Raw genomic sequence first — 19,249 nt, forward strand, 5'->3', positions numbered from 1 at the left:
CCGTCGCGCGCCGGAGCCGCCGTGCCCCCTACGCTCTGTTCATGATTGCCGAATTGCAGTGCGTGGTGCTCGACTGTTCCGATCCGGCGGAACTCGCCAGGTTCTACAAGTCGTTGCTCGGCGGTACGGTCGACCGGCCCGATCCGCGCTGGTCGTTGAGCGACGGCTGGGCGACACTGCACACCGCGGCCGGGCTGGTGCTGGCCTTCCAGCGGGTCACCGAATACCGCAGGCCGCGCTGGCCGGAGCCCGCCTCCCCGCAGCAGTTCCACCTCGACTTCGGCGTGCCCGATCTGGCCGAGGCCGAGGAGAAGGTGCTGGCCAGGGGTGCGATCCTGCTCGACGACGGCGCCGGGACCCGGAGCTGGCGCGTCTACGCGGACCCCGCGGGGCACCCCTTCTGCCTGATCAAGCACTGAGTCCCGGCTGATCGGACACCGCGTCCGCGGGTCCGAGTACGGATTCCGCGTGTCCGGCCGCTGATTCCGCGTCTCGGCGCGGATTCCGCGTCTCCGGGCGGATTCCGCATGTCCGGGCGCCGATTCCGCGCGTCCGGGCGCCGGGCACACGCCCGGTGACACCGCATCACCCTGTGTGACAGACGCCACGCGGCGATCCGGCAGGCTTGGCCGTCGCTTTACGTGAGCCCTGCAACCGCCGTGATCGGGTAGGGGTCTGTAGTAGACGTACCGTGGTGATCAGGCGTAGCGGACGCGCCGGGACACGACCGTACGTACCGGACGTAAGTGACGCAGTGATACGAGTGGAGCACGGGCATGAGTCGGTTCAGGGGCAGCTTGGGTATCGCGCTGGTGGCCGGAGCGGTGCTCGCGGGCACGAGCGCGTGCGGCGGGAGCGGGCACGACGCCGCCTCGTCCGCTGCCGACGGGAAGGCGTCGGCGTCGGCGAAGCCGAGCGCCACGCCCTCGCCGACGAAGCCGACCCCGAAGGGGCCGCCGATGCTGCTCGACACGATCACCCCGCAGACCGGGACCACGGTCGGCGTCGCGATGCCGGTCTCGGTGCTCTTCACCAACCCGGTGGCGGCCTCGGCCCGCGCGAACATAGAGAAGCACCTCAAGATCACCACGTCCGTGCCGACCACCGGCGCCTGGCACTGGTTCAGCACCACCCGGGTCGACTTCCGGCCCGAGTCGTACTGGAAGCCGGGCACGAAGGTCACGGTCGACGCGAATCTGACCGATGTGCCCAACGGCAACGGGCGGTACGGGGTGCACGGCTACCACCACGCGTTCACCGTCGGCGACGACAACGAGGCGACCGTGTCGGTGCCGGGTCACACGATGAAGGTCACGCACAACGGACAGGTCGTGAAGACCCTGCCGATCGACGCGGGCAGCCCCACGTGGCCCTCCTGGGACGGGACGATGGCCGTCATCGACAAGGCGGAGAAGGTCCACATGACGTCCTGCAGCGTCCACATAACCTGCGACAAGAGCAATCCGGACTACTACGACCTGACCCTGCCGTGGGACGTGCACCTGACGAATTCGGGCACGTACATCCACTACTCGACCGGGGACCCGCAGCCGGGGCACAGCTTCGGTTCGCACGGCTGCGTCCACCTGTCGCTCACCGACGCCAAGTGGTTCTACAACTACGTCAAGCAGGGCGACCCGGTCACCATCACCGGCTCCCCGCGCGGCAAGGCCCCGGGGAACAACGGCTACGCCGACTTCAACCTGTCCTGGTCGCAGTGGCTCCAGGACAGCGGCACCGGCCAGATGACGACCACGACCGCCTGAGACCCGCCGCCTCCTGCCTGCTGCCTCCTGACCGCTGACCCCGGACCCCTGACCGTGACCGTCCGACGTGCGGCGTTCGCGTACCGGCGGCGCGGGACCGGCCGACCCGGTCCCGCGCCGTCAGCTCTGCGCGGTCGGGCGGACGACGATCTCGCCGACGTCGATGTCGGCGGGCTGCTCGATCGCGAAGGCGATGGCGCGGGCGACGGCGTCCGGCGGCATCGCGATCCCTTCCACCATCTCGGTCAGCTTGGCGCGCGCTTCGGGGCGCCGCATGCCGCCCGCGAATTCGGTCCTCGTCATGCCGGGCGAGACGATCGTCACCCGCAGCTTGCCCCCCGCTTCCTGCCGCAGGCCCTCGGAGACGGCGCGCACGGCCATTTTCGTACCGGAATAGACCGACTGGCTGGGCACAATTCGGTGGGCCGCCGTGGACGCGGTGTTCACGAAATGGCCGAAGCCCTGCGCGCGGAATACCGGAAGCGCGGCGGCGATGCCGTACAGCACGCCTTTGAGATTGACGTCGACCATCTCCTCCCAGTCCTCGACGCGCAGTTCGTCGAGCGGGGAGATCGGCATCGCCCCCGCGTTGCTGACCAGCACGTCGAGCCGCCCGTAGCGCTCGGTCGCCAGACCCACGAGCCCGGCGACGTCGGCGCGGCTGCGCACGTCGGTGCGCAGGTGGGCGACCTCGCCGCCCGCTTTCCCGATCCGTGCGGCGACCGCGGCGAGCCGGTCCGTCCCACGGGCGCCGAGCACCACTTTCGCGCCGCGTTCGGCGAGCAGCAGCGCGGTCGCCTCGCCGATTCCGCTGCTGGCTCCTGTGATCGCGACGACCTTGTCCTTGATTTCGGTCATGACTTTTCCGTCCCTGCGGGATTGAGGGGTTCGAGTGTGCGGGGGGAGTTCCGCGCACGAGGAATGTAAGAGGGCTATCACTACGGTACGGTAAGAGGGCTATCACGTCCAGCGCGCGAGGAGGCGGCCCGTGTCGGGGAACGCGCAGGGCGGCCCCCAGCGGGGCCGCTACCACCACGGCGAGCTGCGCCCCGCGCTGATCGAGGCGAGCTTCGATCTGCTGGCGGAGGCGGGGCCCGCGGCCTTCTCGGTCGCGCGGGTCGCCCGCAGGCTCGGGGTGAGCACGGCAGCGCCCTACCGGCACTTCGCCGACCGCGACCACCTCTTGGCCGCGGTCGCGACCCGCGCCGCCGAGGAACTGGCCGAGCGGTTCCGGCAGGCGGCCGACGGCGCGGGCCAGGACCCGGCCGAGCGCTTCGCGGCGACCGCGGGGGCGTACGTCCGCTACGTCGGCGCGCGCGGCGCCGGTTTCGACGTGATCTTCGCCAGGCCCCTGGTGGCGCTCCAGGACCGCGACCTCGCCGACGCGGGCCGCCGGCTGGTGGACCTGCTCTTCGAACTGGCCCAGGACGCCCTCGGTCAGGGTCCCGCCGCCGCGCTGACGCTCCTGGAGCAGCACGTGACGGCCGCCCACGGCTACGCGACGCTGCACCCCGGCGGCCTCTTCAGCCGCGTGAGCCCGCGGGAGGGGGTCGACGGCACCGCGGACCTCGCGGTGGCCACGAGCCGCGCCCTGGTGCGCGGCGCGCCCGAAGCCGCCGCCCCCGGCCCGCCCTCCCCCGGACGCCCGCACGACTGACCGCGCGGGACCGGGACCGGGCCGCGACGGGACCGGGACCGGGACCGGGCCGCGACCGGGCCGCGACGGGACCGCCGCAGCGCCACGACAGGCCCGAGCCGGGCCGCACCGGGCCCGCTTCGACCCCGCTTCGACCCTGCTCCGGACCCCGCCGACCCGCCAGGGCCAACGCCACGTTCGGTCCTGCGGCCCACAGGGCGTACCGTCATAGGCGGCGCGTACCGTCGTCCCAGGACGACCTGCCGTTTTCCCACGCACCAGGGCGGAGCCGTCACCAATGACGGCGACGACCGCCGCGGGCGGACCGAGGCAGCGGCGACCGCCGTCATCACCACTCACTGGGGGATCTTCATGGACTCTTCGCCTTCGCTCTTCTCCAATCCGGAGCAGACCGCCCCGCGCCCGGCCACCGTGCCCAACCCGGCGCCGGTCAACGACCCGTTCCTCGCGCCGCCGGAGGCCCCGCACGAGGAAGAGGACGAGGACGCCTCGTAACGACCGGCGCCCCCGTCCCGCCCCGGTCACCCCGTCACCGGGTCACCCGGTCACCACGTCGTTCGGTCACCCCGTCATTCGGTCCGCAGCGCCACCGCCGTCCGCTTCCTGGCCGCCCAGCTCGCCGGGAGCAGCGCCCCGCCCGCGGCGATGGCCAGGCCCGCCACCGCGAGCAGGGCGATCTGCGGGGCGTGGTAGACCGCGAGGTCGGCGTGCGGGATACCCGTACCGGCCGCTTCGCCCATGATCGGCGGCACATGGCCGTGCAGGGCGATACCGAGCGGCACACCCGCGAGTCCCGCGACCGCGCCGACCGAGCCCGCCGAGGTGAGCACCATGGCGACGGTCTGCCGCGGCGCCATGCCGAGCGCTTTGAACACGCCGAGGCCGAGCGGGCCGAGCGCGGTGTCGAGGGCCGCGAGGTAGCGGTCGCGGTCGGTGCCCGCCGTCAGGCGCACGGAGAACGTGTCCGGTCGGAAGGCCAGTCCGACGCGGGTGAGCGTCCGTTCGTCCATCAGAACCCGCGTGCCCGAGTCGCCCGTGGAGAGCGCTTCGCCGACGATACGGACCGGCGTGCCGCGGCCGTCGTGCTCCAGGGTGACGGTGTCGCCGACCCGGACCCCGGCCGCCTTCAGGAACCGGTCGGCGACGACCGCCTCGCCCGACCCGGTGCCGAGGTAGGAGCGGGTGCCCGGCTGGGCGGCCAGAATCCGGGCGACCGCGGCGGGATCGGCCTTCCCGGTCTGCCCGTTGTGCCCGGTCTGCGCCGGGCCCGGCGCCCCGACCGCGCCCGGAGGCGGGGGCGCCTGGGTACCGACCACGACCGAACGGTGACGGCGGCGCGGTCAGCTCCCGCTGACGGTGAAGTCGGTGATGCGCTGGGCGCCGTCGGGTGTGCCGGGGGCGGCGCTGGTCAGGTCGAGGCGCAGCCGCGGGGTGCGGACGGCGGGGAAGGTGATGACGGTCGGCGCGCCGCTCGCCGTCGCCCAGGTGATCGCCGGGTTCGTGACGGGCACGTAGCGGTCGCCGTCCCAGTAGGAGAGCGTGACGGCGCCGGGCAGCGAGTGGGTGGCGTCGACGGTGAAGGTGACCGAGAGGGTGTCGATCCGCTGCGGCGCGGCCCAGGCGACCGAGACCCAGTCGGCGGGGCGGGCGCCGCGGAAGGCGGGCAGCAGGGCGGTGGCGCTCTTGTTGAAGGCGTTGGACCAGCCGGTCGCGGGGTTGCCGTCGAGCATCGCCGCGGGCAGCGCGTTGCCCGCGCCGGAGTAACTGGCGTCCGCCAGCGGGTAGCTGACGGGCCCTGGGCCCGGGTCGGGTGAGAAGCGGACCGGGGGCGTGGTGGCGACGGGTCCCGACGCGCGGCCGGTCCGTATCGAGGTGGTCGCGGGGTGCAGGCCCGGCGCGGTCGCGGTCAGGGTGAGGCGGCCCGCCTCGGTGCCCGAGCGGACGATGGCGAGTGCCTTGCCGTGGAAGGCGGTTCTGGTGGTGGCCTGGTAGCGCTCGGCGCTCTCCTGCTGTCCGTTGTCGACTCCGGCCAGGGAGCCGCCGGTGGTCTTGAAGGTGATCAGATGGCCGGCGCCGGGGACGACGGTGCCGTGCGCGTCGATCACCTCGGCGGTGACGAAGGCCAGGCGGTCGCCGTCGGCGGTCATGGAGTCGCGGTCCGGCGTCAGGCGCAGGCCGCGCGGCTCGCCCGCGGTGCGCAGCACATCGGTCGCGACCGTTCTGCCGTTCTTCCGGGCGACGGCCTTCAACTCACCGGGCGCGAAGGGGACTTTCCAGGTCAGGTGGAGCTTGCCCGCGCTGCCGTTGGGGCTGGTGTAGCTGCCGGGGTACGGGCCGCCGGTGACCGTCTTGTCGTCGCCGGTCGCCTCGGTGGTCTCCAGATACGTCCGCCCGTCGACGGTCTTCTTGGTGTCGAAGCGCCGCACCCCGAGCGAGCGGCCGTTGAGATACAGCTCGACGGTGTCCACGTTGGCGTACGCCCAGACCTCGACGGTCTCGCCCGGCGTGTGGTCGGTCCAGTCCATGGGCACCAGGTGGACCATCGGCTCGCTCGTCCACTGGCTGCGGAAGAGGTGGTACATGTCCTTGGGGAAGCCCGCGGTGTCGACGGCGCCGAAGAAGGACGCCTTCACCGGGAAGACGCCGTAGGGCGTGGGTTCGCCGATGTAGTCGGTGCCCGACCAGAGGAATTCGCCGGCGAAGAAGGCGCGGTCGCGGTCCTTCTTCAGGCCGTACTCGCCGCTCATCGTCCAGGACGCGAGGTTGTTGTCGTAACTGGAGGTGGCGCGCTTGCCCGGGGTGTGGTTCTCGCCGGTGTTGAGGTGTTCCGGCTCCTGGTAGGCGCCGCGGGTCGAGGTCTCGGACGACGACTCGGACTCGAAGAGGAACAGGTGCGGGTAGCGGGCGTGCAGGGCGTCCACGGAGGCCGCGGTGTTGTAGTTGAGGCCGAGGCCGTCGAGTTTGGCGAGCATGAGGTCGGCGGCGGAGCCGACCGCGGGCAGGCCGCGGTATTTGTCGGAGCCGATGACGACCGGACGGCTGGTGTCGCGCGCGCGGACCGCGGTGATCAGCCCGTCGGCCATGCCGAGGCCCGCGGTGCTGGTGGAGTCGGGGATCTCGTTGCCGATCGACCACAGGATGACGGCGGGCGAGTTGCGGGCCGCGTCGACCATCTCGGTGATGTCGGCGGCGCTGTGGGCGTCGAAGAACCGGCCGTAGTCGTAGGTGTTCTTGCCGCTGCGCCAGCAGTCGAACGCCTCGACCATCATGACGATGCCCAGTTCCTCGCAGACCTGGACGATCTCCGGCGACGGCGGATTGTGCGAGGTCCTGAAGGCGTTGACGCCCATCGACCGCATGATCGTCATCTGGCGGCGCACCGCGTCGATGTGGACGGCGGCGCCGAGCGCGCCCTGGTCGTGGTGCAGGTCGACGCCCTTGAGCTTGGCGTACCGCCCGTTGACGAACAGCCCGCGGTCGGGGTCGATCGTGACGTGGCGGATGCCGAAGCCGGTGGTGTACGTGTCCACCGTCCGTCCGTTGACGCGGACTTCGGTCAGCAGGGAGTACCGGTGTTCCGGGGTGTCGAACGACCAGAGGTCGGGGCGGTCCACGCGCAGTTCGGCGGTGACGTCCCGCGCTCCGCCCGCGCCGGGCAGCGTCAGCGGTGAACTGGCCTTCGCCACCTGGCGGCCGCGCCGGTCGAGGACGGTGTTGACGACGGTGGCGGAGGCCGCCGCGCCCGACTCGTTGACGACCGAGACCTGCGCGCGGACGGTGGCGTAGCCCTTGCCGTGCGAGGCGGCGAGGGTGTCGGCGAGTCCCGGCGTCGTCACATGGGTGCCCCAGCGCGCGACATGCACGGGGTCGGTGATGACCAGGCGGGCGTTGCGGTAGATGCCGCTGCCGGAGTACCAGCGACTGCTGGGGAGTTGGTTGCGGACCTCGACGGCGATGACGTTGGGGGTGCGGCCGTCGGTGTGCAGCAGGCCGGTGAGGTCGAGGGCGAACCCCGTGTAGCCGTAGGGGTGGTTGCCGACGAGTGTGCCGTTGCAGTAGACGTTGCTGTCCATGTAGACGCCGTCGAACTCGACCGAGACACGGCGTCCCGCGACCGAGGGCGGCAGGGTGAACGCCTTGCGGTACCAGCCGAGTCCGCCGGGCAGATAGCCGGTGCCGCCCGAGGTGCCGTTGGCGGTGGTCGGGGTCTGCTCGATGCTCCAGTCGTGCGGGACGCGGACGGTGCGCCAGCGGTAGTCGTCGTAGCCGGGCTGTGCGGCGTCGGCGTAGGCGCCGGTCGGGTCGGTGATGCCGCCCGGGTTGACGAGGGCGAAACGCCACCCGTCGGCGAGGTCGACCGTCCGCGGAATGGTGGTTCCTGTTGATCCGGAACGGGCGCTCGCGACTGCGGTGAGACCGGGGAGCGAGGGTACGGCAACGGCCCCCGCCACCCCCGCGATCAGGAACGACCTGCGATCGACCGGCATGGTGGATCCCTCCTCATTGAGGTACGCGCATTCCGGCGCCCTCGACCGAGCGTCGGCAACTCACGGGCGAACAACCGGCATTGAACAGAATCAACCAATCGCACACGGATTCTTGCAGGGCCGCACCGCCGGGGGTCAAGGGTCGCGTCACCGCCGGTTCGGCCAGCCCAGAAATCGCTGTCGCACACCTTGTCGTGGCACCGCCACACGCCGTATGAATCTATCCATGCATCTTGAAACGTTTCGATCGCATACCAGGAGAACACCGTGAAGCGGCCGGTCCGGACGACCGCCGCTCGCGTCGCCCCCCGGCGCCGCTCGGCGCTCCTCGCGGTGACCGCGGCCGTCGCGGCCCTGCTTCCCGCCGTCGGCTCGGTGACGCCCGCCCAGGCGTCGTCCGGGCACCTCGGCGCACTCGCGCCGACGTCCTTGCAGGTGGACGGGGAGTCCTCGGACGCGGTCGTCGGCGGTCAGCGCCCCACGTTGTCGTGGGTGGTGAACGACTCGCGGCGTGCCGAGGCGCAGACGGCGTATCAGGTCGTGGTCGAGGCGGCGGCCGTCGGGAAGGGCGGCCACGCGCATCAGGTGTGGGATTCGGGCCGCGTTCGTTCGGCCGATTCGGTGAATCGTTCTTATGGTGGTCCCGCGCTGGCGAGCAACACCACCTACACCTGGTCGGTGCGCACCTGGGACCGGGCGGGCGACCGCTCCCCCTGGTCGGCCCCCGCGCACTTCGACACCGCGCTGTTCTCCGCGTCCGACTGGTCCGCGTCCTGGCTACGGGTCGCCGACGGCGCGCTGGTGCGCGGCGGCGTCGACCTCCCCAAGTCCGTCGCCCGCGCCCGGCTGTACTTCGGCGCGCAGGGCATCGTGGAACCGCACGTCAACGGCGCCGTGGCCGAACCCGACCAGGTGCTCAACTCGACGGTGACCGACTACACCAAGCGCGTGCTCTACCGCGACTTCGACGTCACCCGGCAACTGGTGCGCGGACACAACGCGTTGGCCTTCATGGCGGGCAAGGGACAGTTCTCCGGGGAGCCGACCTTCGTCGCGCAGCTCAACGTCACCTACACCGACGGCACCTCCGCAACATTCGGCACCGGACCGGCCTGGCGCACCACCGCGGGGCCGGTGACCGGCGACGACTTCTACCTCGGCGAGACGTACGACGCCCGTCGGGCCGTGACCGGCTGGGACACCGCGGGCTTCGACGACAGCGCGTGGAAGCCCGTCGTGGCGGTCGCCGCCGCGACGCACCCGCAGAGCCTCGCGCAGGGCCGGCCGGTGACCTCGCGGGACACGACCTCCTGCTGCGGCTGGTCGCCCGCCGCCCTCACCGACGGCGTCGACGGCTCGACGGACGCCTCCCAGGGCTACCACTCGGCCGTCGCGACGACCGCGGACGACACCAAGTGGGTGCAGGTCGACCTCGGTTCCGCGCAGCCGCTCTCGGGCGTCAGACTCTTCCCCGCCCGGCCGACCAACGACCCGGCGGGCGACCTGCCCGGCGCCGGATTCCCGGTCCGCTACCGCGTCGAGGCCGGTGACGACCCGACCTTCGCCACCGCGACGACCCTCGTGGACCGTACCGGCGCCGACCAGCCCAACCCCGGTACGGCGTCGGTTTCGATACCGGCCGAGGTGACGGCCCGTTATGTGCGCGTCACGGCCACCAAGCTGTACTGCAACGGCTCCGGGTGCAATCTCCGGCTCGCCGAACTCGGCGTGTACGGCGCCCACCCGGCCACCGTCTTCAGCGCGCTGACCCGGCTCCAGGCCGACACGACGCCTCCGACACGTATCGTCAAAACCCTCAAGCCGGTGGCCGTCACGCACCCGGTGGCCGGGTCGCAGGTGTACGACTTCGGGCAGAACATCGTCGGCTGGGTGACGGTCAGGGCAAGCGCCCCGTCCGGCACCACCGTTGACATCAAGAAGGGCGAGATCCTCGCCTCGGACGGCCAGGTCACCACGTCCAACATCAGCTTCGGCGACGGCGATCCGGTCCGGCAGACCGAGCATTACACCTTCGCGGGCAAGGGCGCCGAGACCTACGCCCCGCACTTCAACTACTCCGGCTTCCGGTACGCCCAGCTCACCGGCGTGCCCGCGGGCACCGCCGTCACCGTCACCGCGCAAGAAGTGCACTCCGACGTCGCCACGACCGGACAGTTCGACACGTCGAACACGGTGCTGAACAGCATTCAGACCGCCCTCGTGCAGACCCAGTTGAACAACCTCCAGTCGATTCCGCTGGACTGCCCGACGCGTGAGAAGCACGGCTGGCTCGGCGACGCGGGCGACACCGACGTCGAGGCGATGAGCAACTTCGACATGCGGGCGTTCTACGACCAGTGGGCGCAGACCGTCGTCACCAGCGCCCACCCCGACGGCAGCCTGCCCTCGGTCGCGCCCACCCAGGGCGCCACCGACTGGTTCACCGACCCCGCGTGGGGCTCGGCCTACCCGCAGATCATCTGGGACTCCTACACGCAGTACGGCGACGCGGGCCTGGTGCGCGCCAATTACGCGCAGGTCAAGAGCTGGGTCGACTACCTCGGCACGATCAGCGACAGCGACCACGTCGTCACCGCCGCGCCCGGCTCCTGGGGCGACGACTGGGTGGCGACGGTCAGCACCCCGCACGTCTTCTTCCAGACCGGCTACTACTACCTGGACGCCACACTGCTGGCGAAGATGGCCGCGGTCGTCGGCGACACCGCGGACGCCAGGCGCTACACCGACCTGGCGCGGCAGATCGGGGCGGGCTTCACCAAGCGGTTCCTCGACGCCGACACCGGTGTGTGGAGCACCGGCACCCAACTGGCCTACGCCATGCCCCTGGTGCTCGGTCTGGTCCCGGCCGCTCAGCAGAAGGCGACCGTCGACCGGCTCGTCCAGGACATCGCCAAGCACGGCAATCACGTGACGACCGGCTTCGTCGGCACGTCCTTCGTTTACCAGGCGCTCGGCATGTCCGGCCGCAACGACGTGGCGCTGGCCGTCGCGGAGCGCACCGACTTCCCGAGCTTCGGCTACATGGTGGCCAACGGCCCCGGCACGATCTGGGAGAAGTGGCCGAACTCCTCGGCGGCGGACGGCACCTCGTCCAAGGACCACATCGGTCTCGCCGGTTCGATCGGCCAGTGGTACTACCAGCAGCTCGGCGGCATCCAGCCGGACACGGGACCGGCGGGCGCCGCGTACCGCGCCTTCACCCTCGCGCCCAGCGTGGTCGGCGACCTCACCCGGGTCTCCGCGCGGCAGCGGACCGCGCGCGGCACGGTCGTCAGCGCCTGGCAGCGCGACGGGTCCACGCTGACCTACCACGCGGTGGTGCCGGTCGGCTCGACCGCGACCATCAAGGTGCCGCTGCTCGGCGGCGCCCGGTCGACGGTGACCGAGAGCGGCCGGACGATCTTCGCGGACGGCCGCCGCGGCCGGAGCGACCCCGGCCTGAGCGTGGGCACGGCGGACGGCACGACGCTCACCGTGACCGCCGGGTCCGGTGACTACACCTTCACCGTCCGCCCGCCGCGGACCCCGTACACCCAGGTGTCGGTCTCCGCGGGCGCGCCCGCGCCCGCACTGGTCAAGGGGGACGGCGGTACGACGATCGGCGCGGTGGTCGAGGGCCACTCGACCGCGCCCGGCGCCACGGCCACGGTCGGCGCCGACGTCCCGGCGGGCTGGACCGTGACGTCCACACCCGCCCGCGTCCCGCTGACCCCGGCGTCCACCGCGACCTTGGCGAACGTCAAGGTCACCCCGCCGAGCGGGACGAGGAGCGGTACGTATCCGGTCACTGTGACCGTACGGTCGTCCGACGGTACGACGGCCAAGGCCGCCCTCGAGGTGCTGGTCCTCGGCAGTTGGCCGCAGGGCACCACGGCCGCCGCCTCCAGCGAACACGCGCCGAACGTCGTGGACGGCGCGACCCGTACGTACACCGCGGGCAATGCCGTCGACGGTGATCTGAGCACCTTCTGGAACGACGACACCGACTCCCGGTACCCCGACACCCTGACCGTCACCGCGCCCGCCCCGACCACACTGAACGGCGTGGGCTTCGCCTCGCACAGCGACGGCGTCCCGACCGCCTTCACCGTCCAGACCTGGGACGGCGCGGCGTGGGTGACACAGGCCGACCTCACCGGCAACACCGACCAGTACCGCTGGATCCCCTTCGCGGGCTCCGTCACCACCACGCGGGTCCGCGTCGTGGTGACAGCGGCGCAGAACAGCTTCACCCGGATCGTGGAGCTGACCCCTTAGGGCCGCCGTCCCAGGGCGCCTCACACGGGCGGCCCGGCTGTTCGTACCCGTTCGGCTCACCGGGTGCGGAACAGACGGGCCGCCCGTTCCGCTTGCATGGGTGACGGACCGCGCCCGGCCGACCGGGCGGGCGCGCGGCGCGCATCGAGGAAGGGCTCACATGGGACAGCACGACCGGCTGGGCAGGATCGGGATCTGGAGCGGCGCCTGGACGGCGGCGGTGAACGGCGCCGGAGTGACGTACACCGGCGCGTACGACGAGGCCGCCGCCGAGGTCGAGGCGCTGGGGTACGGCGCCGTCTGGCTGGGCGGGAGTCCCGGCGTCGCCGTCGCGGAGCCGCTGCTGAAGGCCACCACCCGGCTGACCGTGGCGACCGGCATCCTCAACATCTGGAACGACGAGGCCGCGGACGTCGCCTCGCAGTGGGCGGCGGTGGAGCGTACGCATCCGGGCCGGTTCCTGCTCGGGCTCGGCGTCAGCCACGGCCCGCTGGTCAAGCGCTACGCGCGGCCGTACTCCGCCATGGTCGACTACCTGGCGGCGCTGGACGCGGCGCCGGAGCCGGTGCCCGCCGGGCGGCGGGTGCTGGCGGCGCTCGGCCCGAAGATGCTGGAGCTGTCCCGTGACCGTGCGGGCGGCGCGCACCCGTATCTGGTCACCCCCGAGCACACCGCGAAGGCGCGCGCGGTCCTCGGTGCGGGGCCGCTGCTCGCGCCCGAGGTCAAGGTCGTGCTGGACACGGACCTGGAGTCGGGGCGTGCCAAGGCCAGGGACCATCTGAAGCTGTACCTGGCGCTGCCCAACTACACGAGCAATCTGCTGCGTTCGGGCTTCACCGAGGAGGACCTGGCGGGCGGTGGCAGCGACCGGCTCGTGGACGCAGTCTTCGCCGTGGGCGACGAGAGCGTCATCGCGGCGCGGGCGGCGGAGTTCCTCGCCGCGGGCGCCGACCACCTCGCGGTCCAGGTGGTCACCGGCGATCCGGCGCGGCCGTTGCCGCTGGCGGAGTGGCGCAGGCTCGCTCCGGTGCTGATCGAGGGCTGAGTCTCCGCTTTTTCGCGCGGAGTTGACCGGGACGCCCGCCCGCCGCGGACGGGCGCCCCGGATTCCCGCGGGATCAACGGCCTTGCAGCGCCTTGACGTTGTTGCCGAAGGTCCAGTTCTTCGAGCCGTCCCAGTTGAGCGACCAGGTCATCAGGCCCTTGAGCGCGCCGCTGTAGCTGTTCCACGCCTGGGAGACCAGACCGGTCGTCATGTAGCCGCCGCCCGCGCCGGGTTGGGCGGGAAGGCCGGGGACCTGCTTGTCGTACGGGACGCGGATGGTGGCGCCCTGGACGACGAGCCCCTTGTTGAGGCAGGTGGTCTGCGCGGTGAAGCCGGCCACCGTACCGGCCTGGTAGGAGTCGCCGGAGCAGCCGTACATGCTGCCGTTGTAGTACTGCATGTTGAGCCACCAGAGCTTGCCGTTGTCGGCGTACTTCTTCACGATCGGCAGGTAGGCGCCCCAGATCGAGCCGTAGGTGATGCTGCCGCCGGTGACGTACGCCGTCTCGGGGGCCATCGTCAGGCCGAAGCCCGCGGGCATCCGGGACAGGACGCCGTCGATGATCCGCTCCAGGTTGGCCTGCGAGGCGGAGAGGGTGTTGATGTTGCCGCTGCCGACCAGGCCGGTCTCGATGTCGATGTCGATGCCGTCGAAGTTGTACTTCTGGAGGATCGGCACGACGGTGGCGACGAAGCGGTCGGCGACCGCGCTCGAGCTGAGGTCGATGCCGGCCGCGGCCCCGCCGATGGACATCAGGATCGTGGCGCCCGCCGCCTTGGCCTGGCACATCTCGGCCGGGGTGGCGACCTTGACGCCGGTGTCCATGCCGTCCTGCCACAGCACGGTGCCGTCGGACTGGATGACGGGGAAGGCCGCGTTGATCACGTTGTAGCCGTGGGCGGCGATCCGGCTGTCGGTGATGGGGATCCAACCGAGACCGGGGTGCACGCCGTTGGCGGCGCCGTCCCAGTTCTCCCAGTACCCCTGGAGCACCTTGCCCGAGGGCCGTGCCTTGGTCGCGCAGGTGTCGGCCGCGGCCGACGCCGGTTGTGCCGCGTGGGTCGCCGCGGCGACCGGAATCTGCGCCAGGAAGGCCATGGCGAGGCCGACTCCCAGCAGACGCACCCTCCGACCGATCATGTCGTACTCCTCGTGGTGTCGTCGCGCACTCACAGGCCGTAGTGGACCGGATCGTAAAGTGGTCTGAACCACTCGTCAATAGGTCTGGACCAAGCCCGTGGTGCGGCGACGACAGTGACGGGGGATACGGAAGGGTCAGCCGGTGGTCGGACGGTAGGTGTAGGCGGTGGTGGAGACCGCGCACGCGCTCGGCGAGATGATCTCGACCCGCAGCACCTTCGCGTTCGCGTCGTAGTCGACGCCCTCGGTCTCGAAGCCGCCCGAGCAGACGCTGACGCGCGGCACCTGGAAGAGGGTGGCGACCCGGCCGGTGACGGGCGTGCCGTCGAGCGCGTGCGGCAGGTCGACCTGGAAGACGTCCTTGGCGTCGTTGTCGGAAACGCAGACCAGCCGGGTCGCGGAGACGAAGTCGCAGCCCTGGACGTCCGTGACGGCCTTGTCGAGGCTGATCTGTCCGGCCTGCGCGAGGGTGCCGCCGGTGGCCGGGGTGGCCGGGTTGGTCAGCGGGGCGGGGAAGACCTGGAGCCGGTTGACCGTGCCCCACTCCCCCTCGACCAGCCACCGCGCGTCCGGCGAGACGGTCGCGAAGGAGTTGTTGAGCAACTCGCCCTGGTCCAGCGGGTGCACGTAGTCGTAGCTGTGCCCGTCGGGCGTGGTGACCTCGAACATCTTCGAGGTGGCGCTGTCGCCGCCCTGGTAGGCGTCGAAGACGTAGCCGTTGACGATGTCCGGGTCTCCGACGTGGTTCCAGCCCGCGATGCGCAGCCGCAGCGGGATCGAGCCGAGGCCGCGGGTGAGGACCGAGCCGTCGGCGCGGGTGGCGATGCCCTCGCCCGCGGTGAGCGTGCTGTACACCGTGTTGCCTGCGGCCACCCACCCGCCGGGCGAGTCGGCGTGCGCGGTGGAGGTGCCCACGGCGGTCAGGGCCGCGGTGGCGAGCAGCAGGGCGGCGGCGCGGCTACGGAGTGCGCGTGCGGTCAACGGAACCCCCGGTGTGGACGGTGGGGGGCCGCCCGCGGCACGGGGCAGCCCTGTGACAGCAGTGACCCTAGGGCCTGACGGGCCGACGCCACCACAGCGCGTGGGCCAACTCGGTCTGAACGGGCGGCGATCGGTTCGTTCGCGCCGGACATGGGTGCGGGGCGGGCGGGGCCGGTCGTGCCGGTCCTCGCCCGCCCCGCGCTCTCCGCGGTGGGCTGCCGGGGTCAGGCGGTCGCCACGGAGAAGATGTGCATGTCACCGCCGTTCGTGCTGGACGGCAGCGTCACACTGGCCAGTTGCTTGCCCGCCTGGAGCGCGATCGGCGCGGTGGAGAAGATCTCGGTGCCCACCGGGTCCTTTCCGCCGCCCTGGACGTCGCGGTACGCGGTGTGCACCGCCACGACGTTGCCGTACGAGGGCTGCTGGGAGCCGCCGCCGAGCGTCCAGTCGCTGAAGCCGATGTCGGCCTTCTGAGTGGTGCCGTCGGTGTACGTCAGCGTCACCGTGCCGGTGGTCTGGCCCTCGCTGGCGCTGCCGAGCAGGCTCAACTTGGTCGCACCGGCTGCGGACTTGGAGACGTCGAGCACCTGGTCGCCGCCGCCCACCACGATGTTGTCGGGCGCGCCGGGCGCCACCTGGGGCCAGGTGAAGTCGAAGCCCCCGGAGGACACCGTGCCGCCGGGCGCGGCACCGGCCGCGGCGAGCGCCGCCGCCGAGTAACTCCAGCCCTCGCCGTCGAAGTTGGCGGACGGATTCGTGTCGTCGGCGGAGATGCCGTTGTTGTTGACGTACCAGGTGAGGGTGCCGCGTACGCCGACCGTCACCGACAGCGAGGCCGCCGGGGCGGTGCCGCCGTGCGCGGAGCCGAGCGTGATCGGGACCGTGTAGACCCCGGCCTTGGTGTCGGCGGCCACCGACACGGAGAACGTCGCGCTGGTGGCACCGCCCTTCGGGACGGTCACCGTGCCGGACGCGGGCTTGAGCGTGATGCCCGCGGGCGGCTTCGCGGTCCAGCGGACGTCGACCTTCTTGTCCTGGATCGTGGACAGCTTGACGGCGGCGTCCGCGGAGCCGCCGGGCTCGATCTTCACCTGGCCGGGGTCGGTCGAGGCGAAGAACGGGGCCTCACCGTCGCGGAAGGACGGCGGCGCGTTCTTGGCCGCGCTCCCCCACGTGGTGTTCGCGGTGCCGCCCAGGGTGTAGTCCAGGGTGCCGCCGCGGGTGACGAACGAGGCGGGGACCCACGGCTGGTCGGACTTCTTGCCGTTGACGCGCAGGCCCTGGATGTAGATGTTCTCGGCCGACGCCCGCGGGGCGTTGACCGTGATCGTCTTCCCGAGCCCGGTGTGGATCACCGCGCGCGGGAAGACCGGGCTGGAGAGCACCAGGTCGGCGCGGCTGGGCACCTGCGGGTACATGCCGAGCGCGGAGAAGACGTACCAGGACGACATCGTGCCCGCGTCGTCGTTGCCGGGGATGCCGCCGGGCGCGTTGGTCCACAGGCCGTCGGTCTCGGCGCGCACGGTCTCCTGGGTCTTGTACGGGGCGCCCAGGTAGTCGTACACGTACGGCGCGTTGATGTCGGGCTCGTTGGTGGCGTCGTAGCGCGTGTCGTCCTTCGCGGAGAAGTCGAAGGTGCCGTCCGGGTTGCGGAAGAAGGCGTCGAGGCGGGAGATCGCGGTGGCGTTGCCGCCCATGGCCTTGGCCAGTCCGGCGATGTCGGAGTAGACCATCCACGTGTAGCGGGCGCTGCTGCCCTCGACGAAGCCGCTGCCGGTGGCGGGGTTGAAGGTGGCTCCCACCCACGACCCGTCGGACTTGCGGTCGCGCATGTAGCCGCCCTGCGCGGTCGCGTTCGGATCGAAGACGTTGGTCCAGTTGCCGCTGCGGTCGAGGAACTTCCGCTGGTTCTTTCGGTCGCCGACCTGTCCCGCCAGCTCCGCGAGACCGAAGTCCGCGGCGGCGTCCTCCAGGGTCTCGGCGGCGCCGCCCCAGCAGTGGCAGTTGTCGGACGGCACGTAACCGAGCGTCAGGTACTTGTCCAGCGCCGGTCGCTGGCCGACGCATTCGACGTTGCAGCCGGAGCTGTCGGAGTCGTTGGCGGTCGGCACGGTTGCCGCCTTCACCAGCGAGGCGAGGGCGCCCCTGACGTCGAAGTCCCGGCCGCCGAAGGCGTAGATGCCCGCGAGCGCCGCGTCGGACGGGTCGCCGGACATGATGCTGGTCTTGCCGTTCTCCAGCAGCCAGCGGTCCCATTCGCCGTCGCGCTGCTGGGCATAGTTGAACAGCGACTGCGCGTAGTCACTGCCGACTCTCGGCTGAAGCAGCGTCAGCAACTGCACCTGCGCCCGGTACTGGTCCCAGCCGGAGAAGGTGCCGTACTGCTCGTGCTGTCCCCTGGCCAGCGAGTGGGTCTTGCGGTCGCCGCCCAGATACTGGCCGTTGACGTCGCTGGTGAGGGTCGGCTCCAGCATCGAGTGGTAGAGCGCGGTGTAGAAGGTGGTGTTCTGGTCGGCGGAGCCGCCGGACACCTGGATCTTGCGCAGCGCGGTGTTCCACGCGGCGGTGGCCTTCGACCTGATCGCGTCGAAGCCGGCGCGCTGCGGGTTCTCCGCCGTCAGGTTGGCCTCGGCGTTGCGCGCGCTCACGTACGAGATCGCGACCTTGGCCTGCACCTGCTTGGTGCCGGACGCGAAGGTCACATACGCGCCCGAGCCCTTGCCCGCGGTCGCGTTGCCGCTGGAGTTGTAGCCGGTGCCGCCGCTGGCCGACGTGGAGCCGGGCGTCAGGGTGCCGTCGGTCCAGGTGCCGACCTTGGCGAAGGGCTGGTCGAAGTGGGCCGTGAAGTAGAGGGTGTAGACGTCGTGCCGGTTGTTCGCGCTCTGCGGTCCGCAGAAGTTGCCCGCGCTGACCGAGCCGGTCACGGTACGGGCCGCCGCATTCACGGTGACGTCCGCCGCGGCGCTGCCGCTCTCGGAGTTGGACGTACGGAACAGCACGCTGGCGGGCTTGTCGGCCGGGAAGCCGAACTGGCCGGTACCGGTGCGCTCGGTGGTGGTCAGCCGCGCGCTGGCCCCGCTGTCCAGGCCGACCTGGTAATAGCCCGCCTGCGCCGTCTCGTTGGCGTGCGAGAAGGTCGAGGCGTACTTCGCGTCCTTGGTGTCGGCGCTCGGCGAAGAGTCGACGTCGCCCACGTACGGCATGATCGGTATGTCGCCGTTGGCGCCGGAACAGCCCACGCCGTTGAGGTGGGTCAGGCTGAAGCCGCGGATCTTCGTCGCGTCGTACCGGTATCCGCCGGGGGCGGGTGTCGAGAACTGGTTGCCCGTCGAATTCTGCGGGCTCCACGCCAGCATGCCGAACGGCAGCACGGCGCCGGGGTAGGTGTTGCCGGCGTTCGAGGAGCCGATCAGGGGGTTGACGTACGAGGCCGGGTCGGCGTCATGCCCCCCTGAGGCGCCCGGACTCGCGGTGGCGGGTCCGGCGCCGAGGCCCAGGCCGATGCCGAGGACCGCCGTCGCCACCGCGGCCACGGCGCGCACGCCGCGACCCTTCCACCGCCTTCTGTCCACGGGTCGCACTGATCTGTCCGACACGGTTCCCGCCCTTCGTGTGTATCGCTTACGACAACGTTGTCAAACGATCAACTGTAGATGTTCCTCCCGGGGTTGGAGGGTGTCAAGAGTTGTCAGGTACCCGCGGGCGGGGTGGGGTGGCGGCCCGGAGCGGGGTGGGGCGGCGGCCCGGAGCGGGATGGGGTGGCGGCTCGGCGGGAGGCGGAGTCGCGGCGTCGGGGCGGTGTCGCGTACGGCTCGCGGCGTGCGCGCGGGCGGCGGTGTTCGGGCAAGCGGGTGAACACAGCGGGGTGCCGTGACGTCGATCGGGTAACTTTGC

The 19,249-nt window shown here is 71.5% G+C and carries 12 protein-coding genes; 6 read left to right on the plus strand and 6 right to left on the minus strand.

The window, feature by feature from the left end; translation table 11 throughout:
- The first annotated feature begins 41 nt into the window (after positions 1-41).
- Positions 42-419 carry a VOC family protein gene (locus tag ACFZAM_RS14225; protein WP_188284292.1) on the plus strand — a complete coding sequence of 126 codons (378 nt, stop codon included), beginning with the start codon at positions 42-44 and terminating at the stop codon, positions 417-419.
- Positions 420-776: 357 nt separating this feature from the next.
- On the plus strand, positions 777-1,766 hold the full coding sequence (locus tag ACFZAM_RS14230) for an Ig-like domain-containing protein (RefSeq protein ID WP_391045872.1): 990 nt from the start codon (positions 777-779) through the stop codon (positions 1,764-1,766).
- A 120-nt stretch (positions 1,767-1,886) separates the two neighbouring features.
- Here ACFZAM_RS14230 and ACFZAM_RS14235 read toward each other — a convergent pair whose 3' ends face one another.
- Complete coding sequence (locus tag ACFZAM_RS14235; RefSeq protein ID WP_391045874.1) at positions 1,887-2,624, minus strand: SDR family NAD(P)-dependent oxidoreductase; 738 nt, start codon at positions 2,622-2,624, stop codon at positions 1,887-1,889.
- Positions 2,625-2,754: 130 nt separating this feature from the next.
- Here ACFZAM_RS14235 and ACFZAM_RS14240 point away from each other — a divergent pair, with 130 nt between their 5' ends.
- Both ACFZAM_RS14240 and ACFZAM_RS14245 read left to right on the plus strand, forming a co-directional pair.
- Complete coding sequence (locus ACFZAM_RS14240; RefSeq protein WP_391045877.1) at positions 2,755-3,423, plus strand: TetR family transcriptional regulator; 669 nt, start codon at positions 2,755-2,757, stop codon at positions 3,421-3,423.
- Between the two features lie 351 nt (positions 3,424-3,774).
- Entirely contained in the window at positions 3,775-3,918 is a 144-nt protein-coding gene (locus tag ACFZAM_RS14245) for a hypothetical protein (RefSeq protein ID WP_391045879.1), read from the plus strand.
- Between the two features lie 74 nt (positions 3,919-3,992).
- On the opposite strand, the gene ACFZAM_RS14250 is transcribed toward ACFZAM_RS14245, so the two are convergent.
- Complete coding sequence (locus ACFZAM_RS14250) at positions 3,993-4,739, minus strand: FtsX-like permease family protein (RefSeq protein ID WP_391045881.1); 747 nt, start codon at positions 4,737-4,739, stop codon at positions 3,993-3,995.
- Between the two features lie 24 nt (positions 4,740-4,763).
- Positions 4,764-7,910 carry a glycoside hydrolase family 2 TIM barrel-domain containing protein gene (locus ACFZAM_RS14255; protein WP_391045882.1) on the minus strand — a complete coding sequence of 1,049 codons (3,147 nt, stop codon included), beginning with the start codon at positions 7,908-7,910 and terminating at the stop codon, positions 4,764-4,766.
- Between the two features lie 267 nt (positions 7,911-8,177).
- Here ACFZAM_RS14255 and ACFZAM_RS14260 point away from each other — a divergent pair, with 267 nt between their 5' ends.
- Both ACFZAM_RS14260 and ACFZAM_RS14265 read left to right on the plus strand, forming a co-directional pair.
- On the plus strand, positions 8,178-12,188 hold the full coding sequence (locus tag ACFZAM_RS14260; RefSeq protein ID WP_391045883.1) for a family 78 glycoside hydrolase catalytic domain: 4,011 nt from the start codon (positions 8,178-8,180) through the stop codon (positions 12,186-12,188).
- A 160-nt stretch (positions 12,189-12,348) separates the two neighbouring features.
- Positions 12,349-13,233 carry a TIGR03620 family F420-dependent LLM class oxidoreductase gene (locus tag ACFZAM_RS14265; protein WP_391045885.1) on the plus strand — a complete coding sequence of 295 codons (885 nt, stop codon included), beginning with the start codon at positions 12,349-12,351 and terminating at the stop codon, positions 13,231-13,233.
- Between the two features lie 73 nt (positions 13,234-13,306).
- On the opposite strand, the gene ACFZAM_RS14270 is transcribed toward ACFZAM_RS14265, so the two are convergent.
- From ACFZAM_RS14270 to ACFZAM_RS14280, 3 genes are all read right to left on the minus strand, one after another.
- The gene (locus ACFZAM_RS14270) at positions 13,307-14,374 is read right to left on the minus strand and encodes a chitinase (RefSeq protein WP_355341605.1); all 1,068 of its coding nucleotides are present in this window, start codon (positions 14,372-14,374) and stop codon (positions 13,307-13,309) included.
- 135 nt (positions 14,375-14,509) lie between these two features.
- Positions 14,510-15,355, minus strand: coding sequence for a hypothetical protein (locus tag ACFZAM_RS14275; RefSeq protein WP_391045887.1), 846 nt, complete (start codon positions 15,353-15,355; stop codon positions 14,510-14,512).
- Positions 15,356-15,579: 224 nt separating this feature from the next.
- The gene (locus ACFZAM_RS14280; protein ID WP_391045889.1) at positions 15,580-18,897 is read right to left on the minus strand and encodes a GH92 family glycosyl hydrolase; all 3,318 of its coding nucleotides are present in this window, start codon (positions 18,895-18,897) and stop codon (positions 15,580-15,582) included.
- Between the last annotated feature and the right edge of the window lie 352 nt (positions 18,898-19,249).

Origin of the sequence: Streptomyces sp. NPDC008079 (assembly GCF_042957385.1) — a bacterium.
Lineage (GTDB): Bacteria > Actinomycetota > Actinomycetes > Streptomycetales > Streptomycetaceae > Actinacidiphila.